Origin of the sequence: Pedobacter sp. W3I1, from assembly GCF_030816015.1 — a bacterium.
Lineage (GTDB): Bacteria > Bacteroidota > Bacteroidia > Sphingobacteriales > Sphingobacteriaceae > Pedobacter.
The window spans coordinates 2820267-2844624 of the sequence record NZ_JAUSXN010000001.1; the positions used below are offsets into that span (position 1 = coordinate 2820267).

The 24358-nt window shown below is 38.4% G+C and carries 19 protein-coding genes; 9 read left to right on the forward strand and 10 right to left on the reverse strand.

All coding sequences use genetic code 11. The annotated features are described in order from the left end of the window. Nucleotides 1–248 precede the first annotated feature (248 nt). The 4 genes from QF042_RS11795 (at nt 249) to QF042_RS11810 (ending at nt 4565) form a co-directional block, all read left to right on the forward strand. Nucleotides 249–1631, forward strand: a complete 1383-nt coding sequence (locus QF042_RS11795) for a dicarboxylate/amino acid:cation symporter (RefSeq protein ID WP_307528514.1) — start codon at nt 249–251, stop codon at nt 1629–1631. Nucleotides 1632–1730: 99 nt separating this feature from the next. After that, nucleotides 1731–2231 (forward strand): hypothetical protein, encoded by a 501-nt coding sequence (locus QF042_RS11800; RefSeq protein ID WP_307528516.1) that lies wholly within the window; start codon nt 1731–1733, stop codon nt 2229–2231. Between the two features lie 469 nt (nt 2232–2700). Beyond that, nucleotides 2701–3063 carry a BlaI/MecI/CopY family transcriptional regulator gene (locus QF042_RS11805; RefSeq protein WP_307528518.1) on the forward strand — a complete coding sequence of 121 codons (363 nt, stop codon included), beginning with the start codon at nt 2701–2703 and terminating at the stop codon, nt 3061–3063. Between the two features lie 5 nt (nt 3064–3068). Beyond that, a complete protein-coding gene (locus tag QF042_RS11810) occupies nt 3069–4565 on the forward strand; it encodes a M56 family metallopeptidase (RefSeq protein ID WP_307528520.1) in 1497 nt (498 codons plus the stop codon). A 370-nt stretch (nt 4566–4935) separates the two neighbouring features. On the opposite strand, the gene QF042_RS11815 is transcribed toward QF042_RS11810, so the two are convergent. From QF042_RS11815 to QF042_RS11825, 3 genes are read right to left on the reverse strand one after another with little or no spacing between them, the layout of a single operon-like run. Continuing rightward, nucleotides 4936–6729, reverse strand: coding sequence for a hypothetical protein (locus QF042_RS11815; RefSeq protein WP_307528521.1), 1794 nt, complete (start codon nt 6727–6729; stop codon nt 4936–4938). Next, a complete protein-coding gene (locus QF042_RS11820; protein WP_307528523.1) occupies nt 6653–7597 on the reverse strand; it encodes a carboxypeptidase-like regulatory domain-containing protein in 945 nt (314 codons plus the stop codon). The genes QF042_RS11815 and QF042_RS11820 overlap by 77 nt, the downstream gene beginning before the upstream one ends. After that, nucleotides 7594–8553 carry a GLPGLI family protein gene (locus tag QF042_RS11825; protein ID WP_307528525.1) on the reverse strand — a complete coding sequence of 320 codons (960 nt, stop codon included), beginning with the start codon at nt 8551–8553 and terminating at the stop codon, nt 7594–7596. The genes QF042_RS11820 and QF042_RS11825 overlap by 4 nt, the downstream gene beginning before the upstream one ends. 1790 nt (nt 8554–10343) lie before the next feature. Here QF042_RS11825 and rplU point away from each other — a divergent pair. From rplU to QF042_RS11845, 4 genes are all read left to right on the forward strand, one after another. After that, entirely contained in the window at nt 10344–10655 is a 312-nt protein-coding gene (gene rplU, locus QF042_RS11830; RefSeq protein WP_025146774.1) for a 50S ribosomal protein L21, read from the forward strand. A gap of 52 nt (nt 10656–10707) precedes the next feature. Continuing rightward, on the forward strand, nt 10708–11124 hold the full coding sequence (gene rpmA, locus QF042_RS11835; RefSeq protein ID WP_307528530.1) for a 50S ribosomal protein L27: 417 nt from the start codon (nt 10708–10710) through the stop codon (nt 11122–11124). Nucleotides 11125–11598: 474 nt separating this feature from the next. Continuing rightward, entirely contained in the window at nt 11599–12435 is an 837-nt protein-coding gene (locus QF042_RS11840) for a hypothetical protein (RefSeq protein WP_307528532.1), read from the forward strand. A 147-nt stretch (nt 12436–12582) separates the two neighbouring features. Beyond that, a protein-coding gene (locus QF042_RS11845) for an IS3 family transposase (protein WP_307528534.1) occupies nt 12583–13736 on the forward strand; the annotation gives its coding sequence in 2 pieces (ribosomal slippage) (nt 12583–12817 and nt 12817–13736; 1155 coding nt in all). Between the two features lie 175 nt (nt 13737–13911). Here QF042_RS11845 and QF042_RS11850 read toward each other — a convergent pair. The 5 genes from QF042_RS11850 to QF042_RS11870 all read right to left on the reverse strand — a co-directional run bounded on the left by QF042_RS11850 (nt 13912) and on the right by QF042_RS11870 (nt 20830). Continuing rightward, nucleotides 13912–14886 (reverse strand): polyprenyl synthetase family protein, encoded by a 975-nt coding sequence (locus QF042_RS11850; RefSeq protein WP_307528536.1) that lies wholly within the window; start codon nt 14884–14886, stop codon nt 13912–13914. Nucleotides 14887–14932: 46 nt separating this feature from the next. Then, on the reverse strand, nt 14933–17065 hold the full coding sequence (gene rnr / locus QF042_RS11855) for a ribonuclease R (protein WP_307528538.1): 2133 nt from the start codon (nt 17063–17065) through the stop codon (nt 14933–14935). Between the two features lie 298 nt (nt 17066–17363). Continuing rightward, on the reverse strand, nt 17364–18404 hold the full coding sequence (locus QF042_RS11860) for an exo-alpha-sialidase (RefSeq protein ID WP_307528540.1): 1041 nt from the start codon (nt 18402–18404) through the stop codon (nt 17364–17366). Nucleotides 18405–18410: 6 nt separating this feature from the next. After that, a complete protein-coding gene (locus QF042_RS11865) occupies nt 18411–20117 on the reverse strand; it encodes an ABC transporter ATP-binding protein (RefSeq protein WP_307528542.1) in 1707 nt (568 codons plus the stop codon). Then, the gene (locus tag QF042_RS11870; protein WP_307528543.1) at nt 20117–20830 is read right to left on the reverse strand and encodes a 3'-5' exonuclease; all 714 of its coding nucleotides are present in this window, start codon (nt 20828–20830) and stop codon (nt 20117–20119) included. The genes QF042_RS11865 and QF042_RS11870 overlap by 1 nt, the downstream gene beginning before the upstream one ends. A 94-nt stretch (nt 20831–20924) precedes the next feature. On the opposite strand from QF042_RS11870, the gene QF042_RS11875 reads away from it, so the two are divergent. Continuing rightward, nucleotides 20925–21422 carry a DUF1579 domain-containing protein gene (locus QF042_RS11875; RefSeq protein ID WP_307528545.1) on the forward strand — a complete coding sequence of 166 codons (498 nt, stop codon included), beginning with the start codon at nt 20925–20927 and terminating at the stop codon, nt 21420–21422. Nucleotides 21423–21741: 319 nt separating this feature from the next. Here the strand turns inward: QF042_RS11875 and QF042_RS11880 are convergent, their stop codons facing one another. Further along, nucleotides 21742–22638 (reverse strand): DUF72 domain-containing protein, encoded by an 897-nt coding sequence (locus tag QF042_RS11880; protein WP_307528548.1) that lies wholly within the window; start codon nt 22636–22638, stop codon nt 21742–21744. A gap of 174 nt (nt 22639–22812) precedes the next feature. Next, nucleotides 22813–24201, reverse strand: a complete 1389-nt coding sequence (locus tag QF042_RS11885) for an arginine decarboxylase (RefSeq protein WP_307528550.1) — start codon at nt 24199–24201, stop codon at nt 22813–22815. Nucleotides 24202–24358: the final 157 nt, after the last annotated feature.

Here is a 24358-nt window from a genome sequence, read left to right on the forward strand (position 1 = left end):
GAATCAAAAATAATATATTTTTTAATGTTATTGACTTAAAAGTTTTTAACCACAGATGCAAGCAGATAAACACGGATTTTCACATCTGTGTGCATCCTTTCTATCTGTGGTTAAATTATTTCTGCTTTGCAGAATGGCTTAACTCAATGACGTTAATATATTTTTTAATTCACCTGTTATCAAAATTTGTTACACGCCGTAAATATCGTAGTTTTACCAAATTAAGTTGCCACAAACTTTTTATATTCATGAAGAAAAACAAACTCACGCTTTTCATTTTTTTAGCGCTGATTGCGGGTATTGCATTGGGCTATATTTTAAATGTCAATTCAATCGATGTCTATAACCAGAAAATACTCACCGCCGATGCGAAAGTTAAAAGTATTGAGGTTAGCATTGCCAAAACGACCGATACCACCAGTATTGGTTATACACAGCTTAAGGCCGAAAGAAAAGTAAACGCTAAAATCAAAAAAGAAAACGAAGATATCAGGGAGAAAAAATTAGAATATTTTACCCTGTTGAGCGATATTTTTCTTCGCTTGATTAAGATGATTGTTGCGCCATTAGTATTTACAACCTTAGTGGTTGGTGTAGCCAAAGTAGGCGATATTAAAGCTGTAGGTAGAATTGGCGGTAAAACATTAGGCTGGTTTCTGGCTATGTCGTTAATGTCGCTGGTGTTGGGGATGATTTTGGTGAACTTATTTGAGCCTGGAAGACACATGAAATTATCATTGCCTGATCAATTGGTAAATACGGGTATCCAGAAAGCATCAATGAGCGTGAAAGATTTTATCGCACACGTTTTTCCGAAAAGTATTGCAGAATCGATGTCAACCAATGAAATTTTACAGATCGTTGTGTTCTCGCTATTCTTTGGGGTAGCCACAGCTGCTATTGGCGATTTAGGGCAGATTGTGATTAAAGCATTCGATGCTATTGCGCATGTAATCTTAAAAATGACCGGTTATGTAATGAATTTTGCACCATTGGCTGTTTTTGGGGCAATGACCGCCATTGTAGCCAAACAAGGTTTAAACGTACTTAATACCTATGCCATATTTATAGGCGAATTCTATCTGGGGTTAGCCATACTTTGGGCTGTATTAATTTTCTTAGGATTTTTAGTATTGAAGAAACGAATTTTCCGTTTGGTGAACGATATGAAAGAGCCTGCACTCCTGGCTTTCAGTACAGCAAGTAGCGAAGCGGCTTATCCAAAAACAATGATGCTGTTAGAACGTTTTGGCTGTAAAGATAAAATTGTAAGTTTCGTACTGCCATTGGGTTATTCGTTCAATTTAGATGGTTCGATGATGTACATGACCTTTGCTTCTTTATTTATAGCACAGGCTTATGGTATCCATTTAGGTTTTGAACAGCAAATTTCTATGCTTTTAATCCTCATGTTAACCAGTAAAGGAATTGCAGGTGTGCCAAGAGCCTCGTTGGTGGTAATTGCAGGTACGATAGCAAGTTTCAATATTCCTGAAGCAGGATTAGCTTTGTTAATTGGTATCGATCCTTTATTGGATATGGGCCGTTCTGCAACAAATGTGGTTGGAAATAGCATTGCAACAGCAGTAGTAAGTAAGTGGGAAGGGGAGCTTAAGGAGTCCGTAGTCTAAAGTCGGCAGTCTTGAGTCCTATTGTCTCGTTCAATAACTCAATCATTCAACAATTCTCTCATTCAATAATTAAATATTCATTCAATAATTCAATATCAAGTGTCAAGTAGAGGAAAAAAAATATTCTTAGCCATTACCATTATCGTTCCGATGATCATTTATTGTTATATCTACTATAAACCGATCATTCAGAATGCACCTTTCCGCAAGGATGATTTTGTGTCAATGCAGTATAGCTATGGCTTAAAAGATACATTGGAAAATACATATGATTCAAAGACTGGTGTTTACCAGTACGTAAATAATAAGGACTCAGTGGTTACCAAAAAGTTCTTTTTAAAGAGTAACGATGTGTTATACATGCATAGCAAGGCAAATGAAATCGGCCTTTGGAATTTTCCGGATACGATTGGGAAAAAAAGTGATAAATCCAGGTTGGTACCGCGTTATGATATCACTTTCAATTATAAAAAAAAATCAAAACACGTAACCATTTATGGCGACTTTGATGGTAATCCAAAATTACTGGATGCAGCTGTTCAAATGAGAAAAATTATTCAGGAAACCTTATTACAAGCTGAAAAAAGAAGCGGGAAGTAGATAGGGGAGTCGGGAGTCCGAAGCCAAATTGCTTGTAGTCAGTCTGGAGTTGGGCGTTTTGAGTTTGGAGTCGATTAATCGATCCGCCCGGTATGTCACTCTAAGAGGTAATTTATTGTGTAAAATCCATATTAATGACTGTTTTTTGCGAATGGTAGATTGTGAGGTATCGTCATCTCGACCGCAGTGGAGAGATCTTTTAGCATAGTTCAAAGATTTCTCCATTCCACTACGTTCCAGTCGAAATGACGTCCAATTTAATAAATCTGTCATTGATAGCGGAGTCGAAGGGTAATTAACCAGCCTGGAATTGGGCGTTTGGAGTCGGTTAACCGATTAACCATTCACCAATGAACTAATGGCTAATGACCAATGAACCAAATACTTTAATAAAGCGCTAAATGTTAGCGTTTTGTTAAAGTCTTTTTCTTTTAGCATGTTTTCGTATATTTACGATATATTCGTAATAATGGAAAAATTAACATTACAGGAAGAGGAAGCCATGCTGGCCGTTTGGCAGTTAGGTAAGGGCTTTATCAAAGATTTTATGGATGTAATCCCTGACCCCAAACCGCCTTATACCACATTGGCATCAACCATCAAGAATTTAGAGCGCAAAGGTTACCTGATCAGCGAACGTTTCGCGAATGCGAACCGCTATAGTGCAAAGGTTAAGGAAGTGGACTATAAAAAGCGTTTTATGAGTGGTTTTGTAAATAATTATTTCCAAAGCTCTTATAAAGAGCTGGTTGCTTTTTTTGCGAAGGATAAAAAAATCACTGCGGAGGAACTTAAAGAGATTATAAATTTAATTGAGAACCCTGAAAAGTAAATGCCATGCCACATTTCTTTATCATCTTACTGAAAATTAATCTGGTGCTGATCTTGTTTTCGGCAACCTACCACCTGGTATTGCGCCGGCTAACATTCTACTCCATCAACAGGATATTTCTGCTGTTTGGAATTGTCTTTTCTTCTGCCTACCCATTTATTAACCTCACGGAATTTTTTGCTGCTCAGAATGCCGTGCCTGCCTTCGTTCCGCAATTTAATCAACAGGTAAGTCAATTAGCGCAACAGAGCGCCGTTTCTATATTTTGGCAAGGGTTAACCCTGCTTTTTTATGTTGGCGTTGTATTAATGGCCATGAAGTTACTGGTGCAGTTTATTTCGCTTTATAGAATGCATAAAAATTCTTCACCCGATCATTTAGATGATTATAAGGTGAGGATTTTAAATGATGAAGTAAGCCCATTTAGCTTCTGGCAAACCATTTATATCAATCCGCATTTACATAAAAAACAAGATTTGGGTAATATCCTCGAGCATGAACGCGTGCATGTAGAAGAATGGCACACTTTAGATATTATACTGGCCGAAATCTGTGTGGTTTTTTACTGGTTTAATCCAGGCGTTTGGTTAATGAAAAAAGCGGTAAGGGAAAACATTGAATTTATTACTGACGCAAAAATTTTAAAGAAAGGTATTGATAAAAAGGCATATCAATACAGTTTGTTAGAGGTTGGAACGTTGCAACCATCGGTAGCTATTGTGAATAATTTTAATCTATCCGACCTTAAAAAGCGGATTAAAATGATGAATGCGAAAAGTTCTTCGAAAGTAAACTTAACCCGGTATTTATTTGTCCTGCCTGTATTGCTTTGTATCACACTCGCTTTTACCATTGATAAAAAGGAAGTAAGGAAAAGCTTAGCACCCTTAACTAAAATGATGAATGATGTTTTGCCAGATAAAATTGCTCAAGTTAATGTACAGCCAAAAACGATTTTAAAGGCTAAAGCAAAAAAGAGAATATTAATTGACACATTGAAATTGCCGGATACAACCACCAGAATGACCTTTATTTTTAAAAGCATTGTAGACGGGGCAGATTCTTCTCGAAAATCGATAGAAGAAACTTTAAAAGGTTTAGGTAAGCAAGTGAAGATCATGAGCTTTAAAACAGATGGTGATTTTAAGGGAAAAACCTTTGTGCAGCATTTTAATTTTGCTGATACCATAAATCCAGACCATAAAATGGTTGATATAAAAATTGTAGCTAAAAAAGATGCTGATTTCGAATCTTTGCCAATGCCCAGGAGAAACGGTGTTGCGATGTTTTATCTTTTAAAATCAACAGCCAAAATCTCAGATGTTAAAGATAGAAACCAGCATGTAACAGGCAATGGGACTATCGTTAACGAAACCACAACCTATTTTTTAAATGGTAATAAAATCTCAAAAGAGGAGCTTGATAAATTGAATGTGAATAAGATTTCTGATCTCAAAGTCGATAGAAATAACCAGGCGATTCAGATTAGTATGAAGCCATAATTCGTCATTTCGAGCGCAGCCGAGAAATCTTTTAAACTTGCTGCTTGAATAAAGTATAGATTGTGTTGCTAGAGATAAAAAAGCTGTGTTTATCCTCCTAAATCTTCGGGAAAATGGATAGCCGATTGTTTATTTTTCCCGCAGATCAAAAAGATTTGGCAGATTTAAGTTCAAAGATCTCTTCATCCAATAGCTATTTAATAAAGTACACGCATGTTGCTAGTGATGAAAATCTACATTTATCCTCTTAAATCTGCGGGAAAACGAATAGCCGATTGCTTGTTTTTCCCGCAGATCAAAAAGATTTTCACAGCGTTAAGTTCAAAGATCTCTCCATTCCGCTACATTCCAGTCGAGACGATGAAGCTATCTAAAAGTTAAAAGTCGCCTTTAACATAGCTACTCTTCCTGGTATGTAATATGTTCCGTTGGTGAGCGAGTTGGCCGAAAGATAAATCGCATCAAACCTTTTGATATTAGCCAGATTCGTTACGCCAAATTCTAAATCTGTTTTCATTTTTAAGAGTTTGTATTTGATGTTCATATCTGCAAAAAGATATTTCAGATTCGGCTGTGTAGATTGGTGCGTAAATAAATGTTCGGCTGATAAGTTTAAATACACATTTTTCAGGGTGGCAATAGCTAGTGTAGACTGCTGCCTGAGCTGCTGAAAATTTGTTTTTATACCATTGGCAATTTGAGCTTTATTATCGGTTACCGAGAAATTTGTGAGGTATGACCAATTGATGAAACTGGTGATTTTCGCTTCTATGCCAGCTTTGTAAGAAACGGTTTGAGCATTAAAGGCAAATCGTTCGTTATTTTGCAATTGATCGTATTTACGCTGCGAAAAATTTATGCCCACATTCACTGTACTTCTCAGGTCAAATAAGTATTTGCTTGCGTTTGTACTGAAAGAAAGTGTACGAATGTGGTTGCTTAGTGGCAATACAACCCTTTGCTGGGTGTTGTTGCTTAAACTGTACGAAGAAATGGTGTTCAGTTCGGCATCGCTGTAATTAGCCGTTAAATTGATGAATAACATCTGCATCGCTTTTCTAAAATTAAAGCTAGCCCCAACGTTATGGGTTTTCGATTCCGAAATTGGTGCATTGTTAGCAAAAAGTGATCGGTAATTTTTTAAAATTGTACCGCGGTAAACATCATCAATTCCACCAAGATCATTGCGGAAAGCATAATTTGCCGTTACATAATTCTCTGGACTGGTTTGATATTTTAAATTAAAAGAAGGATTTAGAAATAATTTGTGCAAGCTTTTATCCAGTTGGTTTAACTCGTCCCTATAATTAATTTGATTATAGCTTAAGGGTAAACTCAGTCCTGCTTTCAATTTATCGTTTGTAAATTCATAGGTCGCATCTGCATAGAGTTTAGTTTTAAACCAGTCCAGATCATTTACTGCATTATCTGAAACCAGTTCTGTTTGCTGGTTGTTTTGTGTACGGTAAAGCTCAGAGTTGAGCTGTTGTTGTTGTACATTAAAACCTGCCTTATAGGTTTGCACAAAATTGTTTTTTACAAAAGCAAAAGATGCATAATTGTTGGTGTACCAGGTGGGTATTTTAATGTATTGGCTTAAGCCAAGGTAGCTGTTTCCGTTGTTTAAGATATCGGCATTAAGTCCTGGTGTAATGTTTAATATTTCAGGCTGTGTTGTCCGGTTTAAATAGGAGTAGAGGTTGATCACGTCGTCCGACTTCAATTTTTTTCGGTAATTAAATTCGTTAGAAATATCAAGGGTCTCCTGACGCAATATCTGATTAGCCGCCACATAGTTAATTACAAAACCCGAAGAGGTTTTAAATGGGGCATAATCCAATACAAAATTATTGTTCAGGTAATATTTATCTGCATTTCCGTTCAGGTTAAATTGAGTGCGGAGTTTTTGCGGATTAATGGCATTGTGCTGCGATTCTGAATAACTGATGGTTTGGCCCGAAAGATAGGTCTCCGAAAATTTACTGTATTGTTGGTCGCGCTGATCGTATAAGTAAGAAAGGTTTGCCCTCAATTGTAGATCCTGATTAAACTTATATAAATTGTTTAAATTGATGAGTCCGGCTTTATTAAAAAGATACCTGCTTTGTGGTAACGACGGTACACCTGCTGCTCCTGTAGATAACAGCCCGGTTGGGTTTATCATTATCGAGCCGTTTTAGATAATCCGATAAATTATGCGAAGTAAGGTCGATACCCGGATCGTTACCAACATTATTGCCTTTAATATTATTGATGAACTTCAGCTTTTTATTAAAAAGCATAGCCGTTAGGTTTTCGTCAAAGCGGTTGGGCGTTCCGGCTCCAACCGTTGCATCGCCCATTACCTTCAGTTTAGCATCGTCTTTAATCACCAGGTTCAGCGCAACATCATCGCTCATGTTGTTTTTGCGCATCATTTTAATTGGCTGGTCATTCTGAATCACCTGTACTTTATCTACAGCGCTTTGTGGGATACTTTTAGTGCCGATGTTATACTTGTCGTCCAAAAGATTATCGCCATCTACATAGAGGTTAGAAATGGCTTTTCCGTTATAGCTGATCTTTCCATTTTCTGCCACTTCGATACCCGGCATTTTTTTGAGGACATCGCCAATGCTCCGGTCTTGTTTGTCGGCAAAATCAGATGGTCTATAATTTAAGGTATCGCCATTTGCCTTTAAAGATGGTCGGTTTTTTACCGTTACGGTTTCTAGTATTGTTTCACTGCTTTGCAAAACGAGGTTATAGCTTTTGTTTACATCCGTTATAGCGGTGCTCAGTTTTTTATAACCAATGCTCGATGCTTCAATTTTATAACCCATGACCTGATCATTTTTTAAAGGAATATTAAATTCTCCATTACGATTGGTTCTCGTGAAATTGATGATATTCCCTTCAGCATCTTTTAGGCTTACGTTTACTGATTCAATCGCTTTTCCATTGCTATCCTTAACCAAACCTTTGATTGGTTTTTGTGCCAAGGCTGAAAAAGCAGTAAGCAAGAACACCAGCATTATCGCGCATTTTCTCATTTTTTCTCCGGAATTTCGATCGGGTTGTTGATTTCAACTTTCGTTATGGCTGTGCTTCCGGCCGGGCGGGGAGCAGGATTAGCTTTAAATGAGCCTTGCATACCACTGGCTGCCATTTGGGCCTGCATAAATCCTTGTGGGTCTTTATCTCTCGCCGCTTTGAGCTTGTCTAATTCTTTTCTGGTCGTTTTGATGGCATCAGCTGGCAATTTAATTTCTGGTCCCAAGTAAGAGGTGCTTACATCTATTCCCACCATTTTTACTACCCCAACACCACCGTTTGGCGATGCAATTTTAATATCATCACCAGAATTTGCTTGATTGGCATCGTCTTTTACATTTTCCAGACCTGCAAACGTAAACTTTACTTCTTTTTTCTCATCATAGGCCTCTACAATCAAGCCTGGCAATCCATTTAACTTCCATGGACCGCTCTGGAAAGGTATTTCTGTAGCGAACCAGGCAATCCAGTTTCTACCTTTAAAGTTCGTGGTTGCTTTCTGGCAGGCTATTCCAGAAAAACTCATCGTGTCCTTTAAAATCTTCCAATCAATTTGCGGAGCGGTTTCTTCAACAAGGTAATTGTTAAAGAGACGTTCCTTGGTAATCATTTTATGTTCATTGGCAAAAAAGAAATAATCTTCTTGTGTTAATGGAACTTTCATTTCACTTTTCACCTCAATTTTGATATTCGAGTTGCCTGTTTGGTTTTTCATTTGCTCCTGAATCTGCTTTTGGGTATTTAACGCTTGGTTCAGTTTATCATAACTGGTATACACAGAAGCATTTTTTCCAGTTACCAGTAACATGTTCTCGGTTTTAGGTTTATCGCGCTGCGTAGTATCCTGGATATGCGTAAACGTATATCTTACTCTTGCTAAAGCCTTATCAGGGCTTTGGGCTTTTGCCGAAATGGTTAAGGCGGTTGCTAAACAGATGGTTAGGGTTAGTTTCATGAGATTTGTTTTTAAAGTTATCTATTTAATTTTCGTAAATCTACGAAATATTCGTAATTGGGAAAACGCTTTAACATTTTTTAACGAATGATTGGTTAGCAAATATTTAGTTTTATTTGGAAATGAGCGACTTGTGGTTCATGGAGGCCTTTAGTCCTGCCATTCGCTATAGCTCCGATAGAAAAATCGGAGGCTGCCGCTGCTGTCAGGTTTAGGAACAAGGGTTTCTGCGCCCTGCAACCTAACAAATGAAATACTGCTGTGGCCACCTAGCCCCGGTTGAAACGTTACCCTGCAGCAACGAGCTACGAGGAAGCGAAGCGTATAAGTGTAAAACGGGAAGAAACTTGATGTTTTGCACTCGTTCTGCGCTCCAATCATATTGTTCGCCGCACCAGACAACAGGGCAGGTTAAGCCCCGGAATTATCCAACCATGATTTTCGAGAAATGCAATTAAAATTATATTTAATGGCGGAGATATACAAACACGTAAATCCTTTTCGATATGTCATCCTGAGCGGAGTCGAAGGATCTGTCGCGAAGTTTGAATAGTACACAGCCAATTTTTTACTATTTGAAAATGAAGGTGTGGTGGTTCTTGGTAGGCTTCAGTCCCGCTTTCGCTTTACTCCGTTGCACTTCGTGTTCGCTCCAATCAGGTTTAGGAACAAGGGTTTCTGCGCCCTGCAACCTAACAAATGAAATACTGCTGTGGCCACCTAGCCCCGGTTGAAACGTTACCCTGTAGCAACGAGGTATGAGGAAGCGAAGCGTATAAGTGTAAAACGGGAAGAAAGTTGATTTTGTACTCGTTCTGCGCTCCAATTATATTGTTGCCGCACTAGACAACAGAGCAGGTTAAGCCCAGGAATTATCCAACCATGATTTTCGAGAAATGCAATTAAAATTATATTTAATGGCGGAGATATACAAACACGTAAATTCTTTTCGATATGTCATCCTGAGCGGAGTCGAAGGATCTGTCGCGAAGTTTGAATAGTATACGGACAATTTTTTACTATTTGAAAATGAAGGTGTGGTGGTTCTTGGCAGGCTTCAGTCCCGCTTTCGCTTTACTCCGTTGCACTTCGTATTCTCTCCAATCAGGTTTAGGAACACGGGTTTGTGCACCCTGCAACCTAACAAATGAAATACTGCTGTGGCCACCTAGCCCCGGTTGAAGTGTTACCCTGCAGCAACGAGGTACGAGGAAGCGAAGCGTATAGCGTAAAACGGGAAGAAAGTTGATGTTTTGTACAGGCCTTGGGCTCCAAGTAAAGATTGTTTGCTTATGGGTGATTTGGAAATGAGCGACTTGTGGTTCTTGGAGGCCTTTAGTCCTGCCATTCGCTATAGCTCCGATAGAAAAATCGGAGGCTGCCGCTGCTGTCAGGTTTAGGAACACGGGTTTGTGCGCCTTGCAACCTAACAAATGAAATACTGCTGTGGCCACCTAGCCCCGGTTGAAACGTTACCCTGTAGCAACGAGGTATGAGTAAGCGAAGTGTATAAGTGTAAAACGGGAAGAAACTTGATGTTTTGCACTCCAATTATATTATTCGCCACACTAGACAACAGGGTAGGTTAAGCCCTGGAATTATCAAACCATGATTTTCGAAAAATGCAATTAAAATATTCGTCAAATCGATCTTGAAATCCTTAAATCCTCCGAATCCTGATCCTGTATGATTTTAGTGAAAAATATTTTCGATATGTGTTTGTGTGTTAATTGAATTTGTTCTATATTTGCACCTCGTTAAATAAAAATTAAAAAACTAATATTTAAACAATGTACGCAATAGTAAATATAGCAGGGCAGCAATTTAAAGTTGCTAAAGACCAGCACCTTTTTGTACACAGATTACAAGGAGATGAGGGCGCTAGTATTGAATTTGATAATGTATTGTTGGTTGACAACGGTGGTGCAATTACTGTAGGTGCTCCTGCAGTTAAAGGTGCTAAAGTTTCAGCTAAGATCGTATCTCATTTAAAAGGTGATAAAGTAATTATTTTCCACAAAAAACGTAGAAAAGGTTACAAAAAGAAAAATGGTCACCGCCAGTTTTTCACTAAGATTCAGATCTCTGACATCACTCTATAATTAATTGTTAACCCAATAATTCGCTTTTTAGCGAGTTACAAAATATAAAATCATGGCACACAAAAAAGGAGCCGGTAGTTCGAAAAACGGACGTGAATCGCATAGTAAGCGTTTAGGTATTAAAATTTTCGGTGGGCAATTAGCTATCGCTGGAAACATTTTAGTACGTCAACGTGGAACAAAACACCACCCTGATAAAGGTGTTGGTATTGGTAGAGACCACACTTTATTTGCTTTAGTTGATGGTACTGTAATTTTCAGAAAGAAACAAGATAACAAATCTTATGTTTCTATCCTTCCTATCACTGAAGCTGAAATCGAAGCAGCAGTAGCGAAAGCACCAGTTGCTAAAAAAGAGGTTGCAAAGAAAGAAGTTGTAGCTGAAGAAGCTGCTCCTGCAAAAAAAGCTCCAGCTAAAAAAGCAGTTAAAAAAGACGAAACTACTGAAGAAGCTGCACCTGCAGAATAATTAGTAACGAACTTATAATGAAAAGTCCTGATGAAAATCGGGACTTTTTTGTTTTATATGGTTCAGTAGTTCATTAGTCATTCGTTCATTGGTTTGATAGTCTATGGGTTAACTGGTTAATTGTTTAAACTGGTTAATTGTTCCAAACATCAAGTTCGTCATTGCGAAACCGATCCTTCATCGGTGAAGCAATCTTACAACGATCGCTAGATCTTAATTTTCTTAACGATTTTAGAATCGACTCTGGCCTCAGACTTAGGACTAAAAAACTGTTAATCGGCTCCAAACTCCCAACTCAAAACTATCTATTAGCCCTTCGACTCCGCTCAGGGTGACCTATCGAGGTGGAAATTGGTTACTTGCTCCAAACTCCAAACTCCCAACTCCAACCTCAACTAATGTTAAAGCCTGTTAAATAACAAAATTTAACAATTCATCGCGATACATTCGTATATCATTATTTAATTATTTGCGATGAATTTTAAAATACTCAGTTTATCTGTTTTTTCTATTATGTTAGGTGGCCTTTCGCTTAAGGCACAGGATGTAGAAGAGAATATCCGCATGGTAAAACCCTTTAAGGCCGATGGCATATCGAACGAATGGAGCGAACCGCTTAACCAATACAACGATGCTACCAAACTGGCTTTTGCTCTGGCAAACGATGATAAAAACCTGTATATCATTATCGAATCGCTAGATCCACAAACCACTTTTAGTGTACTAAGGGGTGGTATTACCTTAAATATCAATACTGAGGGCAAGAAAAAAGATGGAATGAAATTAACTTTTCCTTTAATGGAAAGGCCTCCAATGCCAAAAGAAGGAGAGGAGCACCGCGAGCACACTCCCTTATCACCTGATAAAGATAACGAGCTACATGATCCAGCTGCAATGAATAAAAGCATCCGGGTTTCAGGCTTTAAAAATATTGTAGATGGTGAGTTACCAGCGATGAACCAGGACGGCATTGAAACCGGAATGAGTATTCATCCCAACAGAGATCTTATTTATGAATTGAGTATTCCATTAGCGCAATTACAGGTAGGATTGGATTTCAAAAAGCCATTGGTTTACAATATCAAAATTAATGAGCCGAATAAATCCGGCTATAAAAGAGAAGGTAGGCCTGAAGGCGCAAGTGGTGGTAGAGGCAGATCGGGCGGTAGCCATGGAATGGGCGGTAGTGGCCGCGGTGGTATGGGTGGTGGTGGAAGAATGGGAGGTGGTGGTCAACGACCACCGGAAGGCGGCGAATCGGCATCTAAATCCTCTGATTTCTGGATAAAGTATAAGTTAGTAAAAGCCTAACAGATAAAAATTTTGAGCGTTTAAATGAAAAACATGTCATCCTGAGCTTGTCGAAGGACAATCTTTTTGATTTAACTATTGGAGTTGCTATCTTTGACTAGAGGTCTTGTTTGTCAGATTTAAACTTAAAACTTTAAATTTGAATATATGAGCAGACAAATGTTTGATGAACCCTTTAGAAAAATGGCCTTAGATTTAGCTATGGTTCGTGGATCGATCAAAGAGGTTGCAAAAGAATTAGGTATAAGCCCTAATCTACTAAGTAAATGGAGGGAACGGCAAGGAACAGCTAAACAAGATTTAGTAAACCTTACCGAAGACCAGAAACTGATCAATAAGCTTCAAAAGGAGCTTAAAGAGGCACAGCTAGAACGTGACATATTAAAAAAGGCGGTAGGCATCTTTTCCAAGGGAGACGGGAGATATTCGGATTTATAAAGGAACACCGGCAGATATTTCCTGTTGAAAAGATGTGTAGAACGTTCGCGGTAAGCTGTAGTGGCTTTTATTACTGGCTGAAACATCCATTGGGTAAGCGGTCCATTGATCAGGCTGAACTTTTGGTGCAGATCAAAAAGATTCACAAGGATAGTAAATACCGTTATGGCGCGCCCCGTATAACCTCAGAATTAAAGGCACAAGGAATCCTTGTTTCTAGACCAAGAGTAGCCAGATTGATGCGGAAAGCAAACATAAAAAGTATTACCCGCAATAAATATCGGGTGCAGACTACTGATCCTGACCATTTATATCTGCCTGCAGAAAATATTCTTAACAGAGATTTTTATGCGGCGGAGATTAGCCAAAAATGGGTCTCTGACCTTACTTATATCCGAACTGGTGAAGGCTGGCTTTATCTGACGACAGTAATGGACCTGGCAGATAGAAAAATTGTTGGCTGGGCGCTTAGCGAAACCATGGATGCCGGACAAACAACGATCGCAGCATGGAAAATGGCGATAAGAAACCGTCCGATTACCCAGGAATTAATTTTTCATTCAGACAGAGGATTGCAATACGCTTGTAATGAATTTAGAAAGCAATTGATGAAATTTTCAGTAAATCAAAGCATGAGCAGAAAAGGTAACTGCTGGGACAATGCAGTGGCGGAGAGTTTTTTTAAAACAATGAAAACAGAAATGGTATACCACGAAAATTTTCGCACCAGAAGCCAAGCCAGATTGGCGATATTTGAATATGTGGAGGTCTGGTATAACCGAAAAAGAAGGCATTCTACTCTTGCATACATGACTCCAAAAGAATTTGAAGAAATGCTAAGTAATAGAAAAAATGTTGCTTAAAAGAAAGCCAAGTAATGCTTCTCGAAATAATTGATCTGACAACGAAAAAACTCTAGTAAACTATTGCAATTCCATATAAAAGGGTCTTCGACAGGCTCAGACTGACAAGTAAATGGAAATATAGAGTTGTCAACTTTCGGGCCGTTTGGCTATAAAAGTTGACAACTCTTTTTAATTAATACTCCCTGGTCATTAACTGTTCGGTAAGCGTTAAAAGATTTGATTTTCGCTCCTCGCTTACATTAATCTGGGCAAATACGGCCAAAGCTTTGCTAAGGTAATTGTTCATGCTTTCTTTTGCAATATCCTGTATATCCAAAGTATCGTAAACCTGGCGTACGGTATCTACTTTTTCCTGTGCATTAAACTCTTTATATCCTGTCCAGGTATTTAATGATTCCCTGGTTTCTCCATCGGCCAGTTCGAAAGCTTTTAACAGAAGGAAAGTCTTTTTATTGGCAATAATATCGCCACCAACTTGTTTTCCGAATTTTTCAGGATCAGCGTAAACATCCAAAATATCATCCTGTAGTTGAAAGGCAATACCTATATTTTCACCAAATTGATAGATTAAGTCGGCATCTTTTTCTGAAGCACCAGCGATAATGGCTCCAAGTTTTAAGGCACCACCCAAAAGCACTGCCGTTTTTAACCTGATCATGTTGATGTATTCTTCAATGCTCACATCATCACGGCCTTCAAATTCCATATCCAATTGCTGACCTTCGCAAACCCCTTGAGCGGTTGCATTAAAGGCATTCAACACCGGACCAAGAAAGGCTGGATTAACTTTCGCAAGGTTTTTATTAGCTTCCACCATCATCACATCACCACTTAAAATGGCAATATTGGTGCTCCATTTTTCGTGTACGGTGGCTTTTCCTCTGCGGAGTGGTGCATTATCCATTATGTCATCATGAACGAGCGTGAAATTATGAAAAATCTCAATAGCCATAGCAGCATAGATCGATTCATTGGCATCTTCACCAAATAATTCGGTAGCCATTAAAACCAATAGGGGTCTTACCCGTTTTCCACCCAGATTAATGATATAAGTAATCGGATCGTAAAGCTGTTTAGGGTGATCCGGAAACTTTAAATTTTGTATTGCAGTATCTAAAATTTGTTGTAATTGCTCTGTAGTATGCATTGTAATGGTTGCGTAAACGCTGTGTTTAAGGCACAATTTTAAATTTTTAATCCGGAATTAAGGTGAAATCGATTTGACGTTTAGAAAGATCTACTTTTTTCACCCTGATCATTACTTCATCCCCAAGCTGATATTTTTTCTTTTTACGTTGGCCCACAATGCAGTAGTTTTTCTCATCAAGTACATAAAAATCGTCTGATATGTCTCTTAAACGAATCATGCCTTCACATTTGTTCTCTTCAATCTCTACATACATGCCCCATTCGGTAACACCCGAAATAATACCTTTGTACTCCGTACCGATATTGTTTTCCAAGTATTCGGCTTGTTTGTATTTAATAGAGGCACGTTCAGCATCGGCGGCTCTCTTCTCCATAGCCGAAGAATGTACGCAGGCTACTTCGTAAAACTCCATGTCGGCCGATTTACCACCGTCTAAATAAGTCTGTAAAAGCCTGTGCGCCATTACATCCGGATAACGGCGGATAGGGGAAGTAAAGTGTGTGTAATATTCGAAAGCCAGCCCATAATGACTGGTTTTTTTTGTAGAATATATTGCTTTTGCCATTGATCTGATGGCGAGTGATGTTAATATATTTTGCTCTTTTTTGCCCTCAACATCGGCCATTAAATTGTTCAGCGATTTGGCAATTTCCTTATCCGATTTGGTATTGATTTTATAACCGAAACGGGAAGCGAAAGTTGCAAAAGTATTTAAGGTTTCCATGTTTGGCGAATCGTGCACACGATAAACAAAGGTCAATTTATCTTTTCCCTTAGTTTTCTTCGCAATAAACTCGGCAACTTTACGGTTGGCCAAAAGCATGTAATCTTCAATCAGTTTATGGGCATCTTTACGCTCTTTTACGTAAACACCGATGGGTTTGCCCGCTTCATCCAGTTTGAATTTAACTTCGGTACTTTCGAAACTGATGGCCCCATTTTTGAATTTACGGTCGCGAAGGATGTAGGCCAATTCGTTCAGTTTCAGGATTTCGTTTGCATAATCACCTTCTTTATTCTCGATTACTTCCTGCGCCTCTTCGTAGCTGAATCTTCTATCCGAGTGGATCACTGTTCTGCCATACCATTCAGACTGGATATTGGCTTGTTCATCTAATTCAAAAACTGCTGCAAAACACAATTTATCTTCGTGCGGACGTAATGAACAAACGCCATTACTTAAACGTTCTGGTAGCATGGGAATTACGCGGTCTACCAGATAGACTGAAGTTGCACGGCTATAGGCTTCTTTATCTAATTCCGTTCCCTGAATTACATAATGCGAAACATCGGCAATGTGCACGCCAATTTCGTGGTTTCCATTAGGGAGTTTTTGATAAGAAATGGCATCATCGAAATCTTTCGCATCTGCCGGATCAATGGTAAAGGTTAATACGTTTCTAAAATCTTTTCTTCTGGCAATTTCTGCTGCAGGAATTTCTTCAGGGATGGCATTGGCTTCGCGCTCTACTTGTGGTGGAAACTCCAAAGGAAAACCATACTGCGCTAAAATGGCATTCATTTCGGTGTTGTTTTCACCTTGATTGCCGAGTACATGTTTAACAATACCGATCGGATTTTTGGCGCTTTCTGGCCAATCTGATAAGGTTACCAATACACGCTGCCCGTTTTTGGCCTCATGGATATCGGCCAGAGGTACAAAAATATCATGCATCATTTTTTTATCATCAGCAATTACAAATGCAAAACGATCTGATATTTTGATTACACCTGTGAAATCTGATTTTGCCCTTTTAATAATTTCGACAACTTCGCCGTCATTTTTACGACCGCTTTTCTTTGCGAAAACATAAGCCTTTACGGTGTCGCCGTGTAATGCATTTTTGAGTTTACGCGGAGCTACAAAAATATCCTTCTCAAATTCATCTTCGGGAACGATATACGCTGAACCATCGGCAGTCATATCAACCGTGCCAATAATAAAGTTCTGCAACTCTTTGAGTTTAAATTTACCTTTTTCCGGTTCTAAGAAAATTCCCGCACTTTTGCCTTCTTTTAAGACTTCGAGAATAGTTTCTCTAGATTCTTGATCGTTCAAATTTAATTTAGCCGAAACCTGCTTGTAATTAAGTAATTGATTGTTGTTTTTTTCAAAAACATCACTAACCAGTTGATTCAGAACCAATTTTATATTTGCCGATTTTTTCTTTGCCATATGCTAAAATGAATTTACCGAAGATACAGAAAAGATGCTCAGGATGAAAAATATAGGGGATAATATGTAAAATGGATGATGGTTTAAAGTTCATTGGTTCATCGGCCATTGGGTTTATTTGTACAGCAAACGGGCTATCTGCTGATGGTTTAATAGCTCATAGTTGATAGCCAGGCGGGTTAAAGAAAATTGTTATTGACTGTCAACGATTAACCATGAACCAAATAAATAATATTCCAGATTAAACCTTATTCTAACCTTCATTCCATCTTATGGACTATGGACTATGGACTATGGACTATGGACTATGGACTAACCTAATCTCCATATAATTAATTTTCTTCCGCTCGGCAGTATAGCTGATGTGAATATTCCCGCTTCTATCCTGAATAATGGCCGGGTAGCTATACTCGCCTTTATCGTGGTTTTCTAAGGTATAAATGTCTTGCCAGTTTTTACCATCGGTGGAAATGGCCAATTTTAAGGTAGAACGTCCTTCCCACCAGTTTTTACCAGCTGGTAGCGGATTGTAAACCAGTAATTGTCTGCCATCAATCAAGGTTACAGCATCACTGCCTGAATTCGGATTGGGTAATGTTGTCGCCGTTAATTTAGACCAGGTTTCGCCGTTATCTTCCGACCAGCTTTCTACAATCACATTCTGTCTGCTTCTGCATAATAACTGTAATCTCCCGTTTGGATAGCTGAGAATAGAAGGTTGGATTACCCCGAAAGTATCGCAGTTAATTTCAATCTTTTTCCAGTTTTTACCCTCAGCATCTGATTTTTCAATGTGGATGGCCCATGTTTTTTCATCTAAACTTTCTGTACTTGAGGGATAAAGAATTGTTCCATTTGGTAATTGAACGGGTTTATTTTTAATTGGCCCTAAGAAATCTTTGGGCAATTTGTGTGCTTTCGACCATGTTTTACCGTTGTTAGCGGATGTTTTATATTCTGCCCACCAGGTTCTGGGATTTAGACCGACCTTATAATGTAAAAATAATGTGCCTTTTTTTGTTTTAAAAAGGACAGGATTCCAGCAGGCAAATCTGCTCGTATCGTTTTTTATCCCATTTGCGATTTCGATTGGTTGGCTCCATTGTGTCCCGGTTTTTATTGACGACCAGATTACCACATCTTTACTGCCTTCATGTTTACCGCCAAACCAGGCGGCCATTATTTTTCCTTCGCCTAAATCAACCAAAGTTGAGGCATGACAGGCCTCGAATGGAGCCTTTTCAAAAATACTGGTTGATTGAATGATCTCTACTTTTTGCGCATAAACGTTTAAAGAAAGAAAAATCAGTGTAAAAACAATTGAAAGAGATTTAAGCATGTTTTATTATTGGTGTCCTGGAATGGCCTCGATCAGCTTTTGGGTATAAGCAGCTTTTGGTGCATAAAAGATCTGTTCAGGAAAACCTTCTTCCTCAATTTTTCCCTTGTTCATCACCAAAATACGGTCTGAAATATGTTTTACAACGGCCAGATCGTGAGAAATGAAGATATAAGTGAGTCCGAATTCGCGCTGAAGGTCTTTGATGAGGTTTAAAACCTGCGCCTGCACGGAAACATCTAAAGCAGATACCGATTCGTCGCAGATGATAAATTTAGGTTGTAAAGCCAAAGCCCTGGCAATAACCACACGCTGCCTTTGTCCGCCACTAAATTCGTGTGGATATCTGTTAAAGTGCTCTTCTTTTAAACCTACTTTATCAAGCAATTCTAACACTTTTTGCTTACGCTCGCTATCGCTACTATATAATTTATGCACCTGTAATGGCTCTAAAATCGATTGACCGACGCTTAATTTTGGATTTAAAGAAGCATAAGGATCCTGAAAAATGATCTGGATATCTTTCCTTAACTTCCTTAAGGCTGTTTTGCCGATGTGTGTAATGTTTTCTCCATTAAAAATAATCTCTCCTGATGTAGGTTGGATCAATCTTAAAATAGTCCGTCCTAAAGTGGTTTTACCACAACCCGATTCGCCAACCAGACCTAAGGTTTCACCAGGAAAAACCTCAAAATTTAACTGGTCAACGGCTTTTACATAATCGGTTGTTTTACCGAAAAGGCCATTGTGAATGGGGTACCAGGTACATAGATCCTTAATCCGAAGTAAGGGTTTCTGTACATAAAGTTTTTCCCTTCGCGCAGCAATTTCGGCTGTGGTTAATTGATTTGAAGCTTGTAAATGTGCTGAAGCATCGTCAATTTTTCCGGTAAGGAAATCGGCCACTACAGGTAATTTTTTTAATTGTAGATTAGGTGAGGGCCTACAGGCGAGCAAACCTTTAGTGTATGGATGTCGTGGATTTTCAAAAATAGATTTTGCCGGACCTTGTTCTACGATTTCGCCTTTGTACATTACAGCAACTTCATCGGCAATTTCATTTACTACACCCAAATCGTGCGAGATAAAAATCATTGCCATATTGCGTTCCTGCTTCAATTTTAAGAGAAGTTGCAGGATTGTTTTCTGGACGGTTACATCCAGTGCCGTAGTGGGCTCATCGGCGATTAATAATTTAGGATCGCAGCTTAAGGCCATGGCAATCATTACCCTTTGCTTTTGTCCGCCTGATATTTGGTGTGGGTAACTATCAAATATTTTTTCTGGTCGTGGTAACTGCACTTCATTAAATAAAGCAATAGTATGCTTTTTGGCTTCCGCTTTATCTACCTTTCGATGCAACATGATGGCTTCGGCCACCTGATACCCACAGGTAAAAACGGGGTTGAGCGAAGTCATGGGTTCCTGAAAAATCATTGAGATCTGGTTTCCCCTGATCTGGCGGATTTCGTTTGAACTGAGATTGAGAAGGCTGATGTCTTCAAAATCTATTTCTCCCGTAATTTTTGCCGCACGTTCATCATGCAAACGCATGATAGAAAAAGAGGTAACTGATTTTCCAGAGCCAGATTCGCCGACAATACCTAAAACAGTTCCTTTTTTTACATTAAAACTGATCTGTTTTACCGCTTTAAACCAGGTTTTTTCTTCCTGGTTATAGAAATCGATATTTAGATTTTCTACGTTTAACATTAGGATACAATTGTAATGTTTTCTGCTGAAATTACATCCATTCCTTTAAATTTTAATAACACCTGGGCGGTAGTAATTACATCTTTCTGGCAATAGGTAACAATTCTATCGAGATTTTTTTCTTCATAATAAACTTGTCTTACCTGCGCTCCGTTGATGTCATCTTTAGGTGTAGGAATATCTAAAATAGCCGCTAACAGGTTTAAGGAAGTAAAATGTTTATAATCCCCGAATTTCCAAAGCTCCATTGTATCAATATGGTTTATCTCCCAGGGTTTTTTGCCCGAAAGCTGCAATTGAACCGGAATTTCTATGCCATTAACCAAAAGTCTTCGGCATAAATAGGGAAAATCGAATTCTTTTCCATTATGCGCACAAAACATTAAGGCGGGCGTTTGTTTACTCAGCAAAGCAGAAAATTGTAGCAGCATCTCTTTTTCATCATGACCAAAAATAGATTTGATTCTTAGCGAACAAGATTTGCTCTGCACATTAAAAATTCCCAAACTGATGCAAATAATCTTACCGAATTCGGCCATAATGCCGGCTTTTTCGTAAAATTCTTCAGGTGTTTGGTCTGAACTTCTTTGATAATGTGTTTTTTGTTCCCAAAGTTCCTGGAAATGGGGAGGTACATCTTGAAAGGATGGATATTGAGGCACAGTTTCGATATCGATAACCATTACCTGATTGAGATCTAACGCCTTTAGCATACATAGATAGTTTTCAATTAACAATTTACAATTTTCAATTCAAAATCTTCTATGCAAACCATTAAACATTACAACTATATTTATAAGTTTGCTTATGGCGAAAAGTAAATTCGAGCAATCTTTAATAGATGGCGCTCACCAAAAGCTTCAAAGCTTAATTGGTAACTGGAAAGGTACAACCAAAACCTGGTTCGAAAAAGACGTGCTGGCAGATGAATCTCTATCTGAAGCAAAAATTACTGCTATCCTGGGTAACCGTTTTATTTCTTTTGATTACCAGGGAAGTTTGGAAGGAAAAGCTTTTGAAGGCAAAATGATTATTGGTTTCGATATTCCTTACCAAAGATTTACGATAAGTTGGATCGATAGCTTTCACATGGGGACACAAATCATGCTTTCGAGTGGTGAAGCTACGTCAAATGGCTTTTCAGTTGTTGGTGAATATGGTAGTCCGGAATATGGCGAACAGCTTTGGGGCTGGAGAACAACACTGGAAATTATCAATGCAGATGAAATTATATTAACCGCATATAACGTTTCGCCGGAAGGGGAAGAAGCAAAAGCTACGGAGACGATTTATAAGAGAAAGTAAATATTGTTGGTCGGGATTTGTAATCGCGACTTTCGAATTCTTTAAGTGGATTGAAAATCCACAACTCATTCAGACGAGATTGCAAATCTCGACCAACAGTAGGAGATGGATCGTCATTTCGACCGCAGTGGAGAAATCTTTGAACTATGTTAAAAGATTTCTCCATTCCGCTTTGCTCCAGTCGAAATGACGACCAATTTTAGAATCTGTCATTGGTAACTTTATTGGGAACCCCTAAGCGCTCATCGAAGATAATCTTAAGTCCCATGTCAAAGCATTAAGATTCCCGCATGCGCGAGAATGACGTACCGTAAAAAAACTAAAATAAACTTGGGGAAGCCTGATTGGCCATAACCGGAATTTTTAAACCAGTCCCAACAGCTTTATTCAGTTTCTCTGTAAAATAAGCAGAAAATAGCGGAGAGGAAAGCTCTACATTTTGATGGACAAAGAAATACAGGTTTTGTAATCCCTGTTCTTTCCAGCTCACAATTCTTTCAATCCAATCGTCTAAGCGTCTTTTATCAATTTCATCATCATTGGCGCCAACAAAACGCACAAAGGCCGTAGGTGAGGTTAAACGCATGTGCAGCATGTCTCTTCTTCCCGCTGTATCTACAATAATATTCGCCACACCATTTTCCTGAAACAATTGCGCAAACTCATTGGCAATGGCTGGATTTGAGAACCATTCGCCATTTCTCACTTCAACACCCAAAGGAATTACTTTTGGAAACTCATTGATTACTATTTTTAACCTTTCGAAATCTTTAGGTTTAAAATTATCGTGTAATTGAAGGAAAGCCATGCCCAGTTTATCTTCAAAATTACTGATGGCATCGCAATACTGCTCTACAGGTTCTTTAACGTTGATTAACCTTTTAAAGTGACTGATGGTATTGGTCAGTTTTGGAAAAAACTTAAAATCTGCAGGTGTTTTTTGCGTCCAGGTGATTACCTGTTCGCGGGTAGGCATGCCGTAGAAAGTAGCATTTAACTCAATTGAATTAAATTGAGTGGAATAATAAGTCAGTTCGTCTTTTGTTCCTTTTGGATAAAAGCCCTTTAAATCAGCCTTATTCCATTTGGCACAACCCACGTAAGCCTGGAAAGATTGTTTAGGTTTATTTGCTGCTAAAATTGCCGCTGTTTCAGGAGCATCAGCAGGAAGGGTGAAATCTATAATCGAAGGATCGTCTACTTTACCGAATTGCATTTGTTGAAGGTTTTAGGTGTAAGGTAAAAGGTTTAAGGCAAAAAAATACCCTAGTTAATTTAACTAAGGTATTTAATATTGTAAAAATAAGAAACTTGTTCTTTGCTTTGGCTTATTGTGGAAAGTTTATGTTTTTCATATCTCCAAACTGAAAACTTGCAACTGCAAACTGACCTAGTAACCCAGAATCTTCAATACTTGCTTACTGTTCTGTTCCTCTCCAAAAACCTCAAAATTGAAACTTTCATCGCGGTTTCTGCGAATTAATACATGTTTAGGGCTTGGCAATAAACAGTGGTGAATGCCACCATAACCGCTCAATACCTCCTGGTAGGCACCCGTATGGAAGAAACCTAAGTATTGTACTTTACGCGTTTTCGGCATAAATACACTGTTCATATGTGCTTCCTGGTTGTAATAGTCCTGCCCGTCGCAGGTAATGCCACCTAAGTTTACCCGTTCATATTCAGCGTCCCAATTATTAACTGGTAACAGGATATATTTTTGGTTCAATGCCCAAACATCAGGTAAATTGGTAATGAAAGAACCATCTAACATTAACCAACGCTCACGGTCGTTCTGTTGTTTACGGCCCAATACTTTATATAGAATTCCGGAAGCCTCGGCAACTGTATATTTCCCAAATTCAGTAATAATATCTGGTTCCATTACCTCGTGGATGGCACAGATTTCTTTAATCCTTTTTACAATTTCGTTTACCATGTATTCGTAATCGAAATCAAACACCAACGAATCTTTAAATGGCATACCACCACCAATATCAAGGGTGTCCAAATCAGGATTGATTTTTTTGAACTTGCAATACAGCGTTACATATTTCTCTAACTCGTTCCAGTAGTATGGCGAATCGGTAATACCCGAGTTAATGAAAAAGTGTAATAATTTAACTCTGAAATTAGGATTATGAACGATTTTGTTGTTGTAAAAATCGATAATATCTTCCATACGTACGCCTAAACGTGAAGTATAGAACTGCGAATCTGGCTGCTCTTCAGCAGCAATACGGATACCTAAATTACAGGGGGTATCGATATCTACTTCATCATCAAAAAGGTTAAATTCCTCTTTATTGTCTAAAACAGGGATAATATTGGTATAACCATCGTGCAACATATCAATGATATATTGTTTGTACTGGTAGGTTTTAAAGCCGTTACAGATAATGGTAGTATCTTTCGTTAATACCCCTTTTTTCTCTAAAGCGTCAACCATCGGCATATCAAAAGCCGAAGAAGTTTCCAGGTGGATGTTATTTTTTAAAGCTTCTTCTACAATATGCTTAAAATGCGAGCTTTTTGTACAGTAGCAATATTTGTAATCGCCACGATAATTGTTCTTTAAAATAGCGGTTTGGAAAAGAATCTTCGCCTGCTGAATCTTCTTACTTACCATGGGTAAATACGTGAAACGTAGGGGAGTACCGTAAGTTTCAATCATTTCCATCAGGTTTAAATCCTGAAAATATAATTCATCATCTATAACATCGAAACCCTCTTGCGGGAAACCAACACTTAGATCAAGAAATTCTGAGTAACTCTGCATTTACTTTTAAATAATTTTTGCAAAAGTGTAATTTTAAATCGAGAATTAAACGGTATTGAAAATATTTTTACTGTAAGGAAACGCTTAGCCTAGCGACAAAAAACCAGTAGAAATTGTTTTTAGCAAAAAATTGGCCTGGCTATTTTGTTAACTATCT